The following is a 15,504-nucleotide window of genomic DNA, read 5'->3' as shown; positions in this document are numbered from 1 at the left end:
GGGCCGTTCAGGTTCCACGGGGAGAATTTACCAGTCCATCGGACCCTTGTCGCTGAATGAATCAGCCAGAAAATCAATGAATGCCCTTACTTTGGGCTGCGTGAAGCGGCCGGGCGGGTAGACGGCATAGACGCCCTGTACCTCATCCGGCAGGGACGGCATCGCGTCCTGTACCGCGCCGGACTTCATCGCGTCGGCATAAAGATAGCTGGGCAGATAGGCGATACCCAACCCTGAGATGGCGGCGTTCAGCAGGGATTGCCCGTCATTGACGCTCAGCCATCCGGCGGTGCGAACCTGCCGCTTTTCGCCCGAGGGTGCAGTCAGTTTCCAGACATTGCCGGATGACTGGCTGGAATAGTGCAGAAGCTTGTGTTCGTTCAGATCGTCAATCTTCTGCGGGCGTCCGTATTTCTCGATATAGCTGGGGGCCGCAACCATCCGTTTGACGGTTTCGGTCAGCTTGCGCGCGCGTAGCGTGCTGTCTTCCAGCTCTCCGATTCGCACTGCGACGTCGAACCCCTCTGAGATCAGCTCCACGTACCGGTTGTTCAGCACCATGTTCACGGTGATGTCGGGATAGGCCGACAAAAAGCCGGACAACACAGGCGACAGGTGATTCACACCAAAATCCGTGGCCACGCTGATCCGCAGCAGACCCGACGGGGCGGACTGCATCGATGTCACCAGCGCGTCCGCTTCGCCTGCGTCATTCAGCACCCGGCGGGCACGATCATAATATGCCAGCCCGATCTCGGTGGGCGAAACGCGGCGCGTTGTCCGGTTCAGCAGTCTAGCACCCAATCGTGCCTCAAGGCTCGATACATGCTTGGAGACAGCCGATTTGGAGATGCCCATCTTTTTGGCCGCATCTGTAAAGCCGCCCTGATCCACTACATTGGAAAAGGCTTCCATTTCGGTCAATCGGTCCATTCGCGTACCCCAGGTCTTGGTTCTTTGCCTGACCATGGCCCTGAACTTGGGCGGAAACGGGGCAGACATGGGATAATATCTGGGATTTGATTCGGATCGTTTGCACATGGGAAACGCTGAAACAGTGGTTTCCATGCGCGCTACAGGACGTGCATTGTCAGCAAATCAGGGGGCAATTGCCCAATCGTGCTATGTTGAGAATGGCAAATTTGTGTCCAGGGAGGGAATCATGAAAACATTTATTGGTGTTGCCGCGCTTTGCCTGTCCGCTTCGCTTGCGTTGGCCCAGGGTGAAACGCCGTCAAACCCCGACGCCCGGGTCTATTTTGTCAATCTCGCGGATGGTGACACCGTCCAGTCGCCGGTCACGGTGGTGTTTGGCCTCAGCGGCATGGGGGTTGCCCCTGCGGGGACGGACAAGGAAAACACCGGCCATCACCACCTGCTGATCGATCGCCCGCCATTGGGTGAGGGCGAGGATGGAGCGGACGAGCTGTCCTATGGCCTGCCCGCAGACGACAATCACCTGCATTTCGGTGGCGGCCAGACCCAGGTTACGCTGGACCTTGAGCCGGGCGAACACACGCTGCAACTGGTTTTGGGCGATGCGGGCCACGTACCGCATGCGACGCCGATTGTGTCCGAGGTGATTACGATTACGGTGGAGTAACGCCTTACACCGAACTTTGCGGTAATCACCGTTAACCACGGCGGGCAAATTTTTGGCGCGCAGAGCCATGCAATACTGACAACGTTTCCTGTCAGACAACTATGTTGACTGTCGTTTCTATCCCGCCCGAGACCTCGACATATGTCATCGAAACGTTGCGGGCCTCGGCCGAGGACATACGCCGATAGAGCGAATCCCGCTTATTGCCGGGGTTTCCCGCCTCGTAGAACTGCGTGGTCAGAACCTCGCGGTCGCTTTCTAAAACCTTGACATGGATATGCGGCGTCCGGCCCGGATAGCTGCCTGGCTTGATTGTCCGGAAACTATAGCGACCCTGCGCGTCCGTGATGTCGTGTCCAAAGCCCTGAAACCCCCGGTCGTATTGCACATTCCGCCTGTCGCCGGGGTGAATGTATTTTCCATTCACGTCGCATTGCCAAATCTCGATCCGGTATCCTGCCCGGGGACGCCCGGCCTTGTCTGAGATCCGTCCTTTTAGGGTGATCACCTCACCTCCGGCTTCCCGGACCAGACCGACGACTTTGACCAGATCGTTATCCGCATCGGCGGCGCGCATCGGTTCTGTGGGATAGAACGGACCCTCTGCCGCATTCGGCGTCAGTTGCGCGGCAGCGGTGCGCCCTGCAGCCCAGATCGCCCCGATAAAAGTGACCGCGCCGGTGAGAAACCCGCGCCGATTGTCTTCGCCCGTTGCCATGGCCTTCTCCACAGTTGCACCCGGTCAGGTCTGCGCCCCCGGCAGACGGGCGCAGCACCTAAGATATAGACCGAAACCTGTGTGCGGCCAATTTCCACAAAGGCCGAACGAAGGGTCGTCTCCTTAGAACGCCGCAGCCAGCCGCGTGCCCTGATTGATTGCCCGTTTGGCGTCCAGTTCGGCCGCAACATCCGCGCCGCCGATGACATGTGGCGTAATCCCGCGTTCGATCAGCGCATCTGCCAGACTGCGCTCGGACACCTGACCGGAACACAGAACGATCGTATCCGCCGCAATCACCGTCGGGTCGGCGCGTTCTTCGCCAAAGCTGACATGCAGGCCTTCATCATCGATACGCTCATAGTTCACGCCGCCCACGAAATTGACGTCCTTCATTTTCAGTGTCGTGCGATGAATCCAGCCGGTGGTTTTGCCCAAACCTTTGCCATGCGCCTGTTTTTTGCGCTGCAGCAGCGTGACCTGACGTTTTGGCGCTTCGGGTTGCGGCCCTTCCGGCGCAAGGCCCGAGCGGTGCTTGGCCGGGTCAGTAACACCCCATTCCTTCATCCAAGCGGGCAGGTCAGTGGTCGGGCTGTGGCCCTCTTCGACCAGATACTCAGACACGTCGAACCCGATGCCGCCCGCGCCGATCACGGCCACGGACTTCCCGACCTTGGCCTTGTTGCGCAATACGTCGACATAGCTGAGGACATTGTCCCGATCCTGCCCCGGAATCTGCGGATCGCGCGGGGTGACGCCGGTGGCAATCACCACTTCGTCATATCCGGTCAGGTCCTCTGCCCTCACCTCGCGGTTCAGTTCCAGCTTCACGCCAAGATCGCTCATCATGGTGCGGTACCAATCGACGAGGCCCCAGAATTCTTCTTTCCCCGGAACCTGCTTGGCCATGTTCAGCTGGCCGCCGATTTCGGCGGCGCGGTCGAACAGCGTCACGTCGTGACCACGCTGGGCGGCGGTCATCGCGGTGGACAGTCCGGCAGGCCCTGCGCCAACAATGGCAACGGTTTTTGGCGACTCGGCCTGGGAAATCACCAGCTCAGTTTCATTGCAGGCACGCGGGTTGACCAGGCAGGTGGTCAGCTTGCCGCTGAATGTATGATCCAGACAGGCCTGATTGCAGGCGATACAGGGCGCGATCTTTGCGCCGTCGCCAGCGATGGCCTTGTTCACGAAATCCGCATCCGCCAGCATTGGCCGTGCCAAGGATACCATGTCGGCGCAACCGGTCGACAGAACTTCTTCGGCCACGTCGGGTGTGTTGATCCGGTTCGAGGTGATCACCGGGATCGACACCTTGCCCATCAGCTTTTTGGTCACCCACGCAAAAGCTGCGCGTGGGACGCTGGTGGCAATCGTCGGAATTCGCGCTTCGTGCCAGCCGATTCCGGTATTCAGGATCGTAGCCCCCGCCTTCTCGATCTCCTGTGCCAGTTGCACAACTTCGTCATGGGTCGAGCCGTTGGGGATCAGGTCAATCATCGACAGGCGATAGATGATGATGAATTCGGCACCCACTGCCTCGCGCGTGCGGCGCACAACCTCGATCGGCAGGCGCATCCGGTTTTCGTAGGAACCGCCCCAGCGGTCGGTGCGCTTGTTCGTGTGGGTCACAAGAAACTGGTTGAGGAAATACCCCTCGGACCCCATGATCTCGACCCCGTCATAGCCCGCTTTCTGCGCCAAAACGGCGGCGGTCACGATGTCGCTGATCTGCTTCTCGATACCCTCTTCATCCAGCTCATGCGGGGGAAACGGCGAGATCGGGGATTTGACCGGGCTGGGGGCCACACATTTCGGGCCATAGGCATACCGTCCCGCATGCAGGATTTGCATGGCGATCTTGCCGCCCGCGTCGTGCACGCGCTGGGTCACGATGGAATGGTTCGCCACTTCTGTCTCGTTGGTCATCATCGCCGCCCCGGGCAGCACCGATCCCTCAAGGTTCGGGCCAATTCCGCCTGTCACCATCAGCGCCACGCCGCCCCGCGCCCGGTCGGCATAGAATTCGGCCACCCGGTTCCAGTCGCCGGTTTCCTCAAGTCCCGTGTGCATCGACCCCATCAACACGCGGTTTTTCAGCGTGGTAAAGCCCAGATCCAGCGGGGCCAGCATGTTTGGGTACGCAGTCATGGCGGAACTCTCCCTCGTAAACTTGGCTGATAGATTGACGTTCGCGTCAACATTGTCACGTGAAACCTAACGTCATACTCTTTGCCTTCGCCGTGCCGCTTGTTACAGACGCTACACAGCATTTTCACGAGGCCGCACATGACACCTGAAGAAATCGCCAGACTGCCGTATCGTCCCTGCGTCGGGCTGATGCTGATGAATGGCGAGGGCAGGATATTCGTCGGTCAGCGCAACGACCGCCACGCCGAGGCCTGGCAAATGCCGCAAGGTGGCGTGGACAAGGGCGAAGACCCCCGCGATGCGGCCCTGCGCGAACTGATGGAAGAGACGGGCGTGACCGCGGACCTGGTTCAGATCGTGGCCGAGACCGACGGCTGGCTGCCCTATGATCTGCCGCATGACATCGTTCCGAAAATCTGGAAGGGCCGCTTTCGCGGGCAGGAGCAGAAATGGTTTCTGCTACGCTTTACAGGCCGTGACGATCAGATCGATATCCAGACCGAACACCCGGAATTTACCCGCTGGAAATGGCAGGAACCCGCACACCTGGTCGACGAGATCGTTCCGTTCAAGCGGGACGTGTACCAAAGGGTGTTGGAGGCCTTTGAAGAACACCTTTTCTAAGTCAGGCGTCCGTCAGCCGACTTGACTGTGTGATGACCATGCCCTGCGCCTACCGGCACAACGGCCCACCGCCGCGTCGGGCGGTGTCGAAATGAAAATGGCCTTTGTGAAACCGGTCTGAATCTGGGCCGAGAACTGTTCCGAACAGACCACAGGCACCCTTGTGCAGTTCACGCAAAACGTCGCTGTTGTCCTCATCTGTCCAACCGTCGCCCACCGTGATGATGGTGCCGTCCCAGAGCACAAAGGAAGAAATGTCCACGGCACGGCCTCTGGCGTGTTCCGACAGGCGCGCGCGGGGCCGGTTGTTCTGCGTCCGACAGGCGTAGTGGCCCGCAAGCCGCATTCCTTTCAGGCCACCGCCCTGATCCGCGAAGGCCGGTTTGGCCGTGTTTTCAATCCAGGTCTTCAGCGTGATTGCGGTTTCGCAATCCATCAACGCCAATTGACTGAGCGCAACATCCGAGATCTTTCGGACACGAACCGGGTTCGCGATCCTGCACCCCCTGTATGGCCCCGATATCTGCTTGAGCGTTTCGCCCAGGATGGTCCAGTCTTTGCACACCGCACCCCGATTGCGCATGCGTTCGCGTCCCAGGGCAATGTTGCGGAACTTGCAGGGCCTTAATTGCGGTCGCCGTGACTCGGTGACTTCGGTCCCGGGTGTTTCGGCAGACAGGTCCGATGCCTTGTCCGATTCAAGCGCGCCGATTTCAAAGGCAACCAGATCGACCGCGTTTCGCACCGGGCTTTCGGCACAGTCCGGTTCGGCGTGTGCTGCGGCGGCCCATAGCACCAGAAGTGCGACCAGACCCCGCCTCAACGCGCTGAATCCACCGAAAGGTTCTTCACATTCAAATCCCGGGACGCCGCTGACTTGTGGGCACATCCGGATCGGGAACGGGTAAAGAATGGTCCCAGAAAGGAATTATCAGATTTACGTGCCAAATTAAGTTTCGCTTTTTAAACAGTGCCAGAACGCCGGGAGCAGCGAAGGGCTTCGGCTGAATGATAAGAAGAAATGCCTTCTGTTGTTAAACAGTTTTTTCCAAGCGATCAGGACACGTCGGCGCAAGGCTACGCGGAAAAACCCGCGCCCGATCCGCCGATCCTGAAAAAGAAAACCCGCCAGCCGATCCGGCAGGCGGGTCAGGAACGCATCCATGCAGGGGTCAGAGCAATCCTTCTTCCCACAACAGCGCGACCAGATCCGCCTCGGGCCTGGGTCCGATATGGCTGATGACTTCACGGGCGCAGATATTGCCGATCCGGGCGCATGTCTCATAGTCCCGGCCTGTGGCCATACCGAACAGGAACCCGGCAGCGAACTGGTCGCCCGCGCCGGTCGCATCCACCGGTACAACCTTCTGAACGGGAACGTCGATGCGCTGTCCTTCGTGCAGAATAGTCACACCGTCGCCCGAGCGGGTGCATACGACCAGCCGGCAAATCTCGGCGGTTTTGGCCAACGCTTCTTCCAGGTCGTCAGTTTCGAACAGCGACTTGATCTCGGCTTCGTTGCCGATCACGAAATCCAGCTCGTTCTCGATCAGCAGAAGGAAGTCCACCCGGTGGCGTTCCACGCAGAAGGGATCTGAAATGGCGATACCTGCCTTGCCGCCGCCTTTGTGGCAATTGCGCGCGGCCTCAAGGAACGCGGCTTTGCCCTTTTCCTTGTCGAACAGATAACCCTCAAGAAACATGATCTGGCTGTTGCCTGCCACGTCGGCTGGAACATCCTTGGACGACAGTTCCGAGGAAATCCCCAGATAGGTGTTCATCGACCGTTCACCATCGGGCGAGACAAAGATCATTGAGCGAGAGGTCGGCAGTTCACCACCCGGGACCGGTGCGTTCACGAAATCCACACCGTCTTCGTTCATCGCGTTGGCATAGAACCGGCCAAGCGCGTCGTCATGCACCCGACCGATGAAGGCAGCGTCCAGCCCAAGCGCTCCGGCACCGGCGATGGTATTGGCCACCGAGCCACCTGGCGTCTGGACCCGGCTGCCCATCGCGGCGTACAGCACCTCGCCGCGCTCGCGTTCGATCAGTTGCATGATGCCTTTTTCGATGCCCATCAGCTCAAGAAAGCTGTCATCGGCTTGGGAAATCACGTCAACGACGGCATTTCCGATGCCGACAAGCTGGTAGGTTTTCATAGGTTCTTGTCCTCGAATTGACAGAGATCGCGGATAATGCAGGTTCCGCACAGAGGTTTGCGCGCTTTGCAATGATAGCGGCCGTGCAGGATCAGCCAGTGATGCGCGTGCAGCTGGAAATCGGCCGGAATGTTGTCCTCGATGGCACGTTCGACGGCGTCCACGTCCTTGCCGGGGCAGATCCCGGTTCGGTTGCCAACGCGAAAGATATGGGTGTCCACCGCCTGCGCCGGTTGCCGCCACCACATGTTCAGCACCACATTGGCCGTCTTGCGCCCCACCCCCGGCAGCGATTGCAGCGCGGCACGGGAGTTGGGAACTTCGCCGCCATATTCCTCGACCAGAATTCGGCTCAGCTTGATGACGTTCTTGGCTTTCTGACGAAACAAACCGACGGTCTTGATGTGTTCGGTCAGACCCTCTTCGCCCAGCTCCAGCATCTTCTGCGGTGTATCTGCGATCTTGAACAGCGCGCGCGTGGCCTTGTTGACACCCGCATCGGTTGCCTGCGCCGAAAGCGCCACCGCCACGACCAGGGTGTAGACATTCACATGTTCCAACTCGCCTTTGGGTTCCGGGTCGGCTTGTTGAAAGCGTGTGAAGATCTCTCGGATCGTGTGGTAGTCGAGTTGTTTAGCCATCCAGCACGGTATGCCCTGCCGGATCGCTGCCCGCAATTAAAAAGGCGGGAAATTGGCAATACGAATGGCCGAGTGTCGGGGCTGCTATCAGAGTTTCACGCCTATAGCCCTCGGAGCTCCGCCCCATTTAACTCCAGCTTTTCCTTGACCTTCGCCCAATGTGCTGGATTGGCCGCCAGAACAGCAGTTGGATCGATGCGAACCTGATATCCCCGGTTCAGCGCCCCCTGCGCCGTCTTGTTGACGCAATGACAACCATCAAGACCGGTCAGTAGCAAGGTTCCGATCCGATTGTCTTCCAAAAACTGTTCAAACGCATTCGAAGAAAAGGCATCACCTATGGATTTCACAAATTCCGCGTCCGCATCCAGCCCGAGGCGCGAGTCCGTCTCGATCCCGGCCGACCCTTCATTGCCACGCCCCTGATTGAACCAGCCGTTCAGAAGGTTCGCCAGCCTGCCCTTGAAAACGTGCCGAATGGCGATCACGGGCATTCCGGTTTCGCGGGCCTGCCTGACGGAGTCTCTGATTTTCGAAATGGCGCCATCCAACTCCGCTGCATCCCATCCGGGCACTGAGGTGAAGTCAGTCTGCATGTCGATCACCACCAGCGCCGTTGCCGGGCGAGCGGCCAGATCAATTGTCGGTCCGGTTGTTGGTACTCCAATCCTGCGAATTTCATTGAGAACATAGAGAACCGCGATCACACTTCCCGTGATGATGATCCAAAGAACCGACATCTCATACCTCCTCAGCCAGATTGGCGAAAAACCGTGTGAGCGCCATTTGCACATTATGGTAAGTCGCAAGCTCTTCGGGAGAGAAGTCTGTGGAAAAACCGGCCAGTTTTGACATTTCATCTGTTCTGATCGCAGTGATGATGTCTTGGCCCGTGGGTGTCAGCCGATAGCAGTAAGAACGCGCGCGCTTGGGGTTGGCGCGACTGTCGACCAGACCGGCCTTCATCACTTCCAGCAGGATGCGCGCGACGTATTGCCGTTTTAGTTGCAACTCGATGCACAACTGTGGGGCCGTCGCTCCGGGGAAAATGGATAACCCCTCAAGGATCGCACGTTGTCCAACAGTTACGCCTTCGCGATTGCTGCCGCGTTCAACCGCGGCTGTAATGTTGCGGAGCAGGGGCCGCGTGGCCTGAACTGCCTGATAGAGCTGATCCAACGAGTGTTCCATGCCCTCAATCTTGATGGGTGCAAAACAATTCGTCAACTCAGTTGACAATAATATGCGCAGGTTCCGGGTCGCGGCATTGGTCTGAGCGCGGTAATGTTAATGCAAGCGAAGAGGTGCAACATGAACGTCCAGAACCCAGAAACCGGCTATCACTACAACGTCATGCGCCGGGCCATCGATCTGATCGACCAGGGCGGCGAAGCGCTCAGCCTCGAAGAGCTTTCTCGCCAGATGGACATGAGCCCCGCGCATTTTCAGCGGTTGTTTTCGCGCTGGACCGGGGTGTCGCCGAAACGTTACCAGCAATATCTGACGCTGGGCCATGCAAAGGCACTACTGCGGGAACGGTTCACCACATTGGAAACCGCGCACAATGTCGGCCTGTCCGGCAGTGGCCGCCTGCACGATCTGTTCCTCAAATGGGAATCCATGAGCCCCGGCGAATATGCCCGCAAAGGCGAAGGACTGGCGATCTTCTGGGGCTGGTTCGAAAGCCCCTTTGGCCCGGCTCTGGTCATGGGAACGGAAAAGGGCATCTGCGGTATCGCGTTTGCGTCCGAGACGGGCGGGGAAGCAGCGATGGAGGACATGGTCGCGCGCTGGCCGAATGCGGAGTTTGTGGAAAATTCCGAACGCCTGAACCCTTGGGTGCAAGGTGCCTTCGGGCCCAGCCGCGCCGAGACGCCGCTGCACCTGCTTGGCTCTCCTCTGCAGATCAAGGTGTGGGAAGCGCTGATGCACATCCCGTCGGGTCAGGTCACGACCTATTCCGAGATTGCGCAGCGGGTCGGTTCACCACAAGCCGTGCGCGCCGTGGGAACAGCCGTGGGCCGCAACCCGGTCAGCTGGCTGATCCCCTGCCACCGCGCCCTGCGCAAATCCGGCGGGTTGGGTGGCTATCACTGGGGGTTGCCGGTGAAACGCGCGATGCTGGCATACGAAGCCGCGCAGGCGGATGCCTGACGCCCAGTAAGCGAGGCACCCTCGGGTGCCGCGCATCTGACTTGTTGTGGCGCGTTACTCTGCCGCCCAGCCGCCGACGGCTTTGACTTCCAGAAAATCCTCAAGCCCCCAGACGCCGCCTTCGCGCCCATTGCCGGATTGCTTCATGCCGCCAAAGGGCGAGCCGGCACTGCGGGACTGGCCATTCATCTCAACCATGCCGGACCTCAGGGCGCGGGCCATCCGGTTGGCGCGCGCACCGTCCTGTGTCTGGACATAGTTCGTCAGGCCGTAGGGCGTGTCATTGGCGATCCCGATGGCCTCTTCCTCGGTGTCGAAGGGGATCATGGTCAGGACCGGGCCAAAGATCTCCTCGCGGGCGATGGTCATCTGGTTGTTGGCATCGGCAAACACGGTGGGCCGCACATAGTAACCCTTGTTCAAACCTTCAGGCCGACCGGTGCCGCCCGCGACCAGGCGTGCGCCTTCGTCAATGCCTTTCTGGATCAGGTCCTGAATCTTGGTCCACTGCACCTCATTCACGACCGGGCCAATGTGGCGACCTTCTTCGGCGGCGCTGCCGACAGTGACCTTACCTGCCACTTCGGCCGCCGTTTCGACCGCCCGATCATAAATCGGGCGTTGCACCAGCATACGGCTGGGCGCATTGCAGCTTTGGCCCGTGTTGTTCATCATGTGCAGAACGCCGCGCTTGACCGCCTTTTCGTCCGCGTCGGCGAAGACGACATTGGCGCCCTTGCCGCCCAGTTCCAGATGAACTTTCTTCAAGGTATCAGCCGCGCTTTTCGAGATTGCGGTCCCAGCACGGGTCGAGCCGGTGAAGCTGACCATATCCACATCCGGATGCGCAGATAGTTGCGAGCCGACCCCGGCGCCGTCACCGTTCACGAGGTTGAACACACCGGGCGGAAAGCCTGCCTCGTCCATCATCTCGGCAAAGATCATCGCGTTCAGCGGGCTTTGTTCCGAGGGTTTCAGCACCATGGTGCAGCCCGCGATCGCCGCCGCACCGACCTTGAGCGTGATCTGGTTCATCGGCCAGTTCCACGGGGTGATCAGGGCCGCCACGCCGACGGCCTCGTAGATGATTCGGTCATTTGGGGCGTGGTCGCCCAGCGGACGCTCGAACTCAAAGGCTTTGGCGGCCCGGATGAAGTTCTTCAGGTGCCAGATACCTGCACCCGATTGCTGGGTGCGCGCCATGTCGATGGGCGCACCCATCTCAAGCGACATTGCCTGCGCCAGATCTTCGCTGCGGGTCTGGTAGATATCTGCAAGTTTTTCCACCATTGCGATCCGCTGCGCCACCGGTGTCGCCATCCAACCCGGCAGAGCGGCCTTGGCAGCAGCAATTGCAGCGTCGGTATCCGCCTGGGAGCCCAGTGAAATCACCGCGCATGGTTCCTCGGTCGAGGGGTTGATGACGTTGAAATCCTGGGGCGCTGACGGCGCGACCCACTGTCCGTTGATGTAGAAATTGCGTTTCTCGATCATGGCCTGTCCTCCTGACCCTGTTGCTCCGGCTTCGGGCTCGGCGTCACTCTGTCATTGCCGCCAAATACGGGCAAGAGATAATTTGATCAAATTATTTCTGCGAATTGCTGACTGCTTTGCTCTGCATATGGTTTAACAATTGCGGAAAGTGTTTAGGTTTACGGCAACCGACTCGGTTTTTTCACAGGAAAGGAGATGCCCCATGGGTTTGCGCATCAACGATACCGTCCCGAATTTCACTGCAGAAACGGATCAGGGCACTGTTCAGTTCCACGATTGGATCGGCGACAGCTGGGCCATCCTGTTTTCGCACCCCAAGGATTTTACCCCTGTCTGCACCACCGAATTTTCGGCTGTGGCGCAGCTGAACGATGAATGGGCTGCGCGTAACACCAAAGTGATCGGCGTGTCTGTCGACGGTGTGGAAGATCACAAGAAATGGAAAAAGGACATCGAGGCCTATGGCAATGCCAACCCCGGTTTCCCGATTATCGCCGATGACGGTCTGGCGGTATCCAAGGCCTTTGACATGCTGCCTGCCGAAGCCTACCTGCCCGATGGCCGCACACCTGCCGACAGCGCCACGGTGCGGTCGGTCTTTATCATCGGGCCGGACAAGCAGCTGAAGCTGTCCATGACCTATCCGATGACTGTCGGCCGCAACTTTGCCGAGATCCTGCGCGCGCTGGACGGGCTGCAGATGAGCGCGAAGGGCGTTGCGACCCCGGCAAACTGGGTGCCGGGTGAGGATGTGATTATCCCGCCCACCGTGTCGAATGAAGATGCCAAAGCGAAGTTTGGCGAGTTCGAGACGATCTTCCCCTATCTGCGCAAGACCAAGGCGCCGTCGTAACGGCTGCGTTGGTCTAGGGGGGTCTGCCCTCCCCATCGCGCCCCTCGGGGCGCGATTTCCCGCGAAGGTACTTTCTATCTGATTACGGCAGTGGTCTTTGTGGGTGCAGGTGTAGCTTCGCCCGGTAGGCAGCGCGCTTGAATTCGCGGGTCAGCTTGTCGCTGAGCGGCGGTTTTGTCTGAATGGTGGAGCCGCCGATTTCCCGCGCCACTTCACGGTTGCCGCTGCCCAGCAGGGCGTGGATCGGCTGGCCGGTCAGCCAGTGCATTTGCTGAAACGTGTCCACGGGGCGGTCAATTTCGTTGGTTGCGGCCAGCAACTGTTCTGCGGCGCGCCGGCCAACCATCTGGCACACGCATTGCAGTCCGATGACCTTCGGCAGGATCAGTTTCAAACCGTTCTTCTCGGCCAGGGTCTGCACCGGTACTTCGCGCTGTTTCACCGGGATGCGGATATATTGGTCGGGGGTCGCAAGAGAGTCCAGCATGTCCAGTGCTTGGGCCATGCGGGGGGGATCTATGCGCAGATCATCCTCGGTGATGATGGCCAGATCGATCTGTTCATCGACTATCTTTTTCCAGATCCGCCTGTGGCTTTCGAAGACGCCGATTTCAGCGGGGCGCAGGGGAAACGGATAGTGGGGTCGGTGCAGGTTGCCGGGATGCAGTCTGACATGCGCGATCTGGTCCGGGTCGCGACCATTCACGGCCTCGAACAATTCGGCATTGGGAAGGTCTTGGCACAGTTGATCGGCATTGGCGCGGCGCGCTGTGCTTGAGGACATATGAATGACAAAGGATCGCATGCCCCCGTGCATAGATCACGAGGGCACGCGGGGAAAGCGAAACCGGAGGGAAACACTTTCCCGTACCGCGTCAGAACTTGTAGCGCAGGCCGAGATTTATGCTGAACGTATCCAGATCGTCCTCGACCGACCCGGTCAGCGCGCCGTTTGGTGCCAAACGATCGGACGAAACATCAAAGGCGCGCGAATAGCGGGCATCGACGATGAAGGCGGTGTTGTCATTGATGTCATACGCCGCCCCGGCAATCAGTTGTGCGGCAAAATCGGTGCCGCTGTCGTTCAGCTCAACCCCCGGACCATAGGCGAAGTCCAGATCTGAATAGGTCGCACCCAGACCAAAGCCGAAATAGGGTGTCAGCGGTCCGCTTTGTTTGATGTCGAACAGGATGTTTGCAAACAGCGAGGTCTGAGTGACATCGCCCGAGATATTGCCCTCGGTCGCCGGTCCGTTGCCAGAGAAGTTCACCCCGTCCACATCATTTTCGCGATAGGACAATTCCAGCTCGATCCGGGTTCCGATCCTGTCGTTGGACCATTGCGGAACTTCCGTTCCGATTGCCAAGCCAAGCCCATAGCCCGCGTCGAAATCGGTATCAACTGACTGGGTCGCGCCACCGATCGAGCCCGAAAAATCGCTGTCCTGCAACTGGCTGTAGCCGGCGAAGCCCTGAATATAAGCGCCCTCGGTCAGGCTTTGCGCGCCGGCGGCGGAAACGCCCAGGCCTAATGCGGCAGAGGCGAGGATGAAACGGGTGATCATGGTCATGTCCTTTGTTCCGTAAGATGCACGCGGCACATGTGGGGCGGATCGGAACAAACGAAAGCCGGTCCCCGATCAACTCGGGTCACGGTGGATTTGAACGGCGTGAGTGAATAATTTCGTCGGTGGCATCGGCCCTATTGGAAATGGTGCAAGCTGCTATAATGTATGAGGAAAACAACCGCAGGCGCATGAGATTGCGGCTCACGCGCCCGCATCGTCTTAGTGCATGAAATGCAGGGTCGAAAAGCTTTGCCGCCAGTCTGAAACCTGTTCTGCGATATCCTTTTTCGCCAAACCGTCTGCAATCTGCGTGGCCAGCTGTTCGGCGTCGGCCGCAGTCATGCCCCACCGGACCAGTTCCGGTGTTCCGATGCGCAGGCCGTTCAGATCGCCGGCGACAGCGTTAACGGGCAACCCGATGCCACAGGCCAGGAAACCCGCATGCCGCAGTGTTTTTGAGGCCGCTTGCCCGCCGCCAAAGGGCTCCGCCAGCACGGCGAACTGATGCGAGGCGGTAAAGCCCCCGGCACCCGCAAAAACCGGAACCCCTTTGGCATTCAACGCTTCGGCCAGCGCTTTGGCCATCGCAATCATCGCCGCCGCGTATTCGGCACCAAAATCGCGCCAGTCCAGCATCGTCACAGCCAGGGCCGCCGATTTGGCCGCGTCGAAATTTGCCGTCATGCCGGGAAAGGCGATGCGATCCAGCGCCTGCGCAATCTCGGCGTCATTGCTGACGATCAGTCCCCCTGCAGGTCCGCCCAGGCTTTTGTAGGTGCTCATGGTCATGAAATGCGCGCCTTCGGCCAGCGGGTTGCGCCAAGCCTTTCCGGCAATGATCCCGCACTGATGCGCGGCATCGAACATGACCCTGGCGTCGATTTCATCAGCGATGGCACGGATTTCGGCGACCGGATGTTCAAACAGGTTCAGGCTGCCGCCAATCGTGATCAGGCGAGGCCGTTCCGTCAGCGCGATCTGCCGCAGCTGGTCCAGATCGACGGTGTAGCCATCGGGATTTACCGGCGCTTCGATGGTTCGCAGGCCGAACAGCCCGGCACAGCCGGCCAGGTGATGGGTGACATGCCCGCCGATTGACGCGGGTGGTGCGATGATCGTGTCGCCCGGTTTGCAGGTGGCCATAAAGCCGTAAAGATTCGCAATCGCCCCAGAAGGCACACGGATTTCGGCATATTTCGCATCGAAAATCTCAGCACACAGCTCGGCCGCGATCACCTCGATCTCTTCAATGGCTTCCAGGCCCATCTCGTACTTGTCGCCGGGATAGCCAAGCGAAGGGCGCGAGCCGATGCCCGAGGCCAGCAATACCTCGGCCTTCGGGTTCATCACGTTTGTGGCAGGGTTGAGGTTGAAGCACTCTTTCTCGTGGATGTCCCGGTTTCGTGCCACAAGCTGGTCAATCCGCCCCAGCAGATCTGCCGAGGACGCCTGTGCCGTCCTGGCCGCGATGTCCTGCACCAGTGTCTCGCATGCCGCAGGAACCCAGGCCCGTTGTTCGATTGTCATATCTGTGTC

At 59.4% G+C, this 15,504-nt stretch carries 17 protein-coding genes; 4 read left to right on the top strand and 13 right to left on the bottom strand.

The window, feature by feature from the left end; all coding sequences use genetic code 11:
• Window positions 1–27: 27 nt before the first annotated feature.
• Window positions 28–933 (bottom strand): LysR family transcriptional regulator, encoded by a 906-nt coding sequence (locus ACR0FE_RS07255; RefSeq protein WP_170679902.1) that lies wholly within the window; start codon window positions 931–933, stop codon window positions 28–30.
• A 229-nt stretch (window positions 934–1,162) separates the two neighbouring features.
• Between ACR0FE_RS07255 and ACR0FE_RS07250 the strand changes: the two genes are divergently transcribed.
• The gene (locus tag ACR0FE_RS07250; RefSeq protein WP_480912024.1) at window positions 1,163–1,603 is read left to right on the top strand and encodes a DUF4399 domain-containing protein; all 441 of its coding nucleotides are present in this window, start codon (window positions 1,163–1,165) and stop codon (window positions 1,601–1,603) included.
• A gap of 91 nt (window positions 1,604–1,694) precedes the next feature.
• On the opposite strand, the gene ACR0FE_RS07245 is transcribed toward ACR0FE_RS07250, so the two are convergent.
• Together ACR0FE_RS07245 and ACR0FE_RS07240 are read right to left on the bottom strand one after the other, a co-directional pair.
• The gene (locus ACR0FE_RS07245) at window positions 1,695–2,321 is read right to left on the bottom strand and encodes a dioxygenase family protein (protein WP_480912021.1); all 627 of its coding nucleotides are present in this window, start codon (window positions 2,319–2,321) and stop codon (window positions 1,695–1,697) included.
• Window positions 2,322–2,444: 123 nt separating this feature from the next.
• Window positions 2,445–4,472 carry an FAD-dependent oxidoreductase gene (locus ACR0FE_RS07240; protein ID WP_480912018.1) on the bottom strand — a complete coding sequence of 676 codons (2,028 nt, stop codon included), beginning with the start codon at window positions 4,470–4,472 and terminating at the stop codon, window positions 2,445–2,447.
• Window positions 4,473–4,610: 138 nt separating this feature from the next.
• On the opposite strand from ACR0FE_RS07240, the gene ACR0FE_RS07235 reads away from it, so the two are divergent.
• Window positions 4,611–5,096: an RNA pyrophosphohydrolase gene (locus tag ACR0FE_RS07235; protein ID WP_170613028.1), complete on the top strand. Its 486-nt coding sequence runs from the start codon at window positions 4,611–4,613 to the stop codon at window positions 5,094–5,096.
• 49 nt (window positions 5,097–5,145) lie between these two features.
• Here ACR0FE_RS07235 and ACR0FE_RS07230 read toward each other — a convergent pair whose 3' ends face one another.
• The 6 genes from ACR0FE_RS07230 to ACR0FE_RS07205 form a co-directional block, all read right to left on the bottom strand.
• A complete protein-coding gene (locus tag ACR0FE_RS07230) occupies window positions 5,146–5,919 on the bottom strand; it encodes an extensin-like domain-containing protein (protein WP_480491095.1) in 774 nt (257 codons plus the stop codon).
• Between the two features lie 126 nt (window positions 5,920–6,045).
• Window positions 6,046–6,261 carry a hypothetical protein gene (locus ACR0FE_RS07225; RefSeq protein ID WP_170613031.1) on the bottom strand — a complete coding sequence of 72 codons (216 nt, stop codon included), beginning with the start codon at window positions 6,259–6,261 and terminating at the stop codon, window positions 6,046–6,048.
• 7 nt (window positions 6,262–6,268) lie between these two features.
• Window positions 6,269–7,258, bottom strand: a complete 990-nt coding sequence (locus ACR0FE_RS07220) for an adenosine kinase (RefSeq protein WP_170613033.1) — start codon at window positions 7,256–7,258, stop codon at window positions 6,269–6,271.
• The gene (nth, locus tag ACR0FE_RS07215; protein ID WP_480912013.1) at window positions 7,255–7,899 is read right to left on the bottom strand and encodes an endonuclease III; all 645 of its coding nucleotides are present in this window, start codon (window positions 7,897–7,899) and stop codon (window positions 7,255–7,257) included. Before nth ends, ACR0FE_RS07220 begins: the two co-directional genes overlap by 4 nt.
• Before the next feature lie 101 nt (window positions 7,900–8,000).
• Entirely contained in the window at window positions 8,001–8,639 is a 639-nt protein-coding gene (locus ACR0FE_RS07210; RefSeq protein ID WP_480912010.1) for a cysteine hydrolase family protein, read from the bottom strand.
• Window position 8,640: 1 nt separating this feature from the next.
• Window positions 8,641–9,090, bottom strand: a complete 450-nt coding sequence (locus ACR0FE_RS07205; RefSeq protein WP_480912007.1) for a MarR family winged helix-turn-helix transcriptional regulator — start codon at window positions 9,088–9,090, stop codon at window positions 8,641–8,643.
• Window positions 9,091–9,210: 120 nt separating this feature from the next.
• On the opposite strand from ACR0FE_RS07205, the gene ACR0FE_RS07200 reads away from it, so the two are divergent.
• A complete protein-coding gene (locus ACR0FE_RS07200) occupies window positions 9,211–10,053 on the top strand; it encodes a bifunctional helix-turn-helix domain-containing protein/methylated-DNA--[protein]-cysteine S-methyltransferase (protein ID WP_480912004.1) in 843 nt (280 codons plus the stop codon).
• Between the two features lie 54 nt (window positions 10,054–10,107).
• On the opposite strand, the gene ACR0FE_RS07195 is transcribed toward ACR0FE_RS07200, so the two are convergent.
• Window positions 10,108–11,547 (bottom strand): aldehyde dehydrogenase family protein, encoded by a 1,440-nt coding sequence (locus tag ACR0FE_RS07195; protein WP_480912001.1) that lies wholly within the window; start codon window positions 11,545–11,547, stop codon window positions 10,108–10,110.
• Window positions 11,548–11,749: 202 nt separating this feature from the next.
• On the opposite strand from ACR0FE_RS07195, the gene ACR0FE_RS07190 reads away from it, so the two are divergent.
• The gene (locus ACR0FE_RS07190) at window positions 11,750–12,400 is read left to right on the top strand and encodes a peroxiredoxin (protein WP_170613045.1); all 651 of its coding nucleotides are present in this window, start codon (window positions 11,750–11,752) and stop codon (window positions 12,398–12,400) included.
• An 82-nt stretch (window positions 12,401–12,482) separates the two neighbouring features.
• Here ACR0FE_RS07190 and ACR0FE_RS07185 read toward each other — a convergent pair whose 3' ends face one another.
• The 3 genes from ACR0FE_RS07185 to ACR0FE_RS07175 all read right to left on the bottom strand — a co-directional run bounded on the left by ACR0FE_RS07185 (window position 12,483) and on the right by ACR0FE_RS07175 (window position 15,495).
• A complete protein-coding gene (locus tag ACR0FE_RS07185) occupies window positions 12,483–13,205 on the bottom strand; it encodes a glycosyltransferase family 25 protein (RefSeq protein ID WP_480911998.1) in 723 nt (240 codons plus the stop codon).
• A gap of 70 nt (window positions 13,206–13,275) precedes the next feature.
• Entirely contained in the window at window positions 13,276–13,971 is a 696-nt protein-coding gene (locus ACR0FE_RS07180) for an outer membrane beta-barrel protein (RefSeq protein ID WP_170816826.1), read from the bottom strand.
• Between the two features lie 216 nt (window positions 13,972–14,187).
• Window positions 14,188–15,495 (bottom strand): aminotransferase class I/II-fold pyridoxal phosphate-dependent enzyme, encoded by a 1,308-nt coding sequence (locus ACR0FE_RS07175; RefSeq protein WP_170613050.1) that lies wholly within the window; start codon window positions 15,493–15,495, stop codon window positions 14,188–14,190.
• Between the last annotated feature and the right edge of the window lie 9 nt (window positions 15,496–15,504).

Source organism: Ruegeria sp. K7, assembly GCF_056531785.1.
The sequence above is the reverse complement of the archived record's forward strand: the minus strand, read 5'-3'. Positions and strand labels throughout refer to the sequence as shown.

Coding starts and splice junctions, on each gene's coding strand:
- ACR0FE_RS07185 (WP_480911998.1), bottom strand. CDS start 13,205: ATGCGATCCTTTGTCATTCATATGTCCTCAAGCACAGCGCGCCGCGCC.
- ACR0FE_RS07205 (WP_480912007.1), bottom strand. CDS start 9,090: ATGGAACACTCGTTGGATCAGCTCTATCAGGCAGTTCAGGCCACGCGG.
- ACR0FE_RS07245 (WP_480912021.1), bottom strand. CDS start 2,321: ATGGCAACGGGCGAAGACAATCGGCGCGGGTTTCTCACCGGCGCGGTC.
- nth (WP_480912013.1), bottom strand. CDS start 7,899: ATGGCTAAACAACTCGACTACCACACGATCCGAGAGATCTTCACACGC.
- ACR0FE_RS07180 (WP_170816826.1), bottom strand. CDS start 13,971: ATGACCATGATCACCCGTTTCATCCTCGCCTCTGCCGCATTAGGCCTG.
- ACR0FE_RS07255 (WP_170679902.1), bottom strand. CDS start 933: ATGGACCGATTGACCGAAATGGAAGCCTTTTCCAATGTAGTGGATCAG.
- ACR0FE_RS07250 (WP_480912024.1), top strand. CDS start 1,163: ATGAAAACATTTATTGGTGTTGCCGCGCTTTGCCTGTCCGCTTCGCTT.
- ACR0FE_RS07240 (WP_480912018.1), bottom strand. CDS start 4,472: ATGACTGCGTACCCAAACATGCTGGCCCCGCTGGATCTGGGCTTTACC.
- ACR0FE_RS07190 (WP_170613045.1), top strand. CDS start 11,750: ATGGGTTTGCGCATCAACGATACCGTCCCGAATTTCACTGCAGAAACG.
- ACR0FE_RS07235 (WP_170613028.1), top strand. CDS start 4,611: ATGACACCTGAAGAAATCGCCAGACTGCCGTATCGTCCCTGCGTCGGG.
- ACR0FE_RS07200 (WP_480912004.1), top strand. CDS start 9,211: ATGAACGTCCAGAACCCAGAAACCGGCTATCACTACAACGTCATGCGC.
- ACR0FE_RS07225 (WP_170613031.1), bottom strand. CDS start 6,261: ATGGATGCGTTCCTGACCCGCCTGCCGGATCGGCTGGCGGGTTTTCTT.
- ACR0FE_RS07195 (WP_480912001.1), bottom strand. CDS start 11,547: ATGATCGAGAAACGCAATTTCTACATCAACGGACAGTGGGTCGCGCCG.
- ACR0FE_RS07220 (WP_170613033.1), bottom strand. CDS start 7,258: ATGAAAACCTACCAGCTTGTCGGCATCGGAAATGCCGTCGTTGACGTG.
- ACR0FE_RS07175 (WP_170613050.1), bottom strand. CDS start 15,495: ATGACAATCGAACAACGGGCCTGGGTTCCTGCGGCATGCGAGACACTG.
- ACR0FE_RS07210 (WP_480912010.1), bottom strand. CDS start 8,639: ATGTCGGTTCTTTGGATCATCATCACGGGAAGTGTGATCGCGGTTCTC.